Genomic DNA, 1,295 nt, shown 5'->3' with positions numbered 1-1,295 from the left:
CAGAATTAATGTCTTTTACAGATGTCCCGTATCTGTGCCCATGCACCTCTGCCCATTCCAGAAACTCTCCATTTTCAAGCATCCTGTTAAATACATCAGGGGTTATAAAATGGTAATCAATACCATTTACCTCATTTTCTCTGGGAGGTCTTGTTGTATATGATATAGAATGCCTTAAATCAGGGAAAAAATCAACAGCCATCCTGCAAAGTGTTGTTTTTCCTGCCCCTGATGGTGCAGATACGATGAAAAGGGTGCCTGCATTTTTAGTTTTCAATTTTTTATTTTGGATATTAGATTTACTCAATATTCTGCGCCTGTTCCCTTATCTTTTCCAATTGCAAGATGTATCTTTGTCTTATCCCTTTTAAAAGGTTTCTCATATCCGTATCAGCATAGTCAGGAAATGTCCATTCAAGTGCCACAAAGTTATTGCCCCTATATATAAGCGTCAGGTCTGCATATACACCTTTTGAAAGATATATGCGGTGTGAGAAGTTCTTGCAGGTAGCAAGAATCATCTTTTCCATCACAATATAACCGGGGTCTATATTTATTTTCCTTCTGCCATTCTCAGTATGCCTGTCTTCAATACTGTTTGTAAATACCTTGATAGAAGACAGTTCATCAGGCAATATTAGATTTTCGAAAGAGATTATCTTCCTGAATAGGTCTTTGCCCATCTCTTTTTCATAGTATTGGGTATGATTGAATTTAATTTTTTCACTAATGAAATCCATATTGCCCAATGTTCCATATAAGACAGCAAGAGATGATTTCAATACCGCGATGTTTTCTGTTATCAGACTCGCTATCAGTTTAGCCTGTACAGGCTCTTTAGGTTTACTCATGTTCAAAAAGCATAACAAGAAAATTTCTACTATGCAAGTTTGATTATTTGTAATTTTGACTTATAATTTTGACTTTGACAAACCGCTAAAAATCTGTTAGTAAAGACATCCGCTTTTTAATAATAAAAACGATAGTATATTACTGGGATAGATTTTAAATCTGTCCCATAGATTTGGGAGGAAAAATGGGAGAACCGGCAAAAAAACTCTGGAGGATAGAGATATCACAAAAACTATGCAAGGGATGCGGTATATGTGTGGATTTCTGTCCTACAAATGCACTCAAGATGTCAGGACAGTATGCTGTAATAAGTGATTTGGACGCATGCACAGGATGTCAACTCTGTGATTTGAGATGCCCTGATTTTGCAATTCAGGTGTTTCCACAATAAGGAGAAATATAACAATGAAAAAAGGCAAGCAGAAAAAATTTATTCAAGGCAA

The 1,295-nt window shown here is 36.0% G+C and carries 2 protein-coding genes and 1 pseudogene (1 of these 3 running past the window's edge); 1 reads left to right on the top strand and 2 read right to left on the bottom strand.

The window, feature by feature from the left end; translation table 11 throughout:
- Nucleotides 1–202: pseudogene (gmk, locus tag HZC45_01570) on the bottom strand (guanylate kinase) (it extends 415 nt beyond the left edge of the window).
- A 97-nt stretch (nt 203–299) separates the two neighbouring features.
- A complete protein-coding gene (locus HZC45_01565; GenBank protein ID MBI5681854.1) occupies nt 300–851 on the bottom strand; it encodes a DUF4416 family protein in 552 nt (183 codons plus the stop codon).
- 185 nt (nt 852–1,036) lie between these two features.
- On the opposite strand from HZC45_01565, the gene HZC45_01560 reads away from it, so the two are divergent.
- A complete protein-coding gene (locus tag HZC45_01560) occupies nt 1,037–1,243 on the top strand; it encodes a 4Fe-4S binding protein (protein MBI5681853.1) in 207 nt (68 codons plus the stop codon).
- The last annotated feature ends 52 nt before the right edge of the window (nt 1,244–1,295 follow it).

Source organism: Deltaproteobacteria bacterium, assembly GCA_016223005.1.
GTDB lineage: Bacteria > Desulfobacterota > GWC2-55-46 > UBA9637 > GWC2-42-11 > JACRPW01.
Note: the sequence above shows the minus strand (reverse complement) of the source record. Positions and strands in the feature narration are given on the sequence as shown.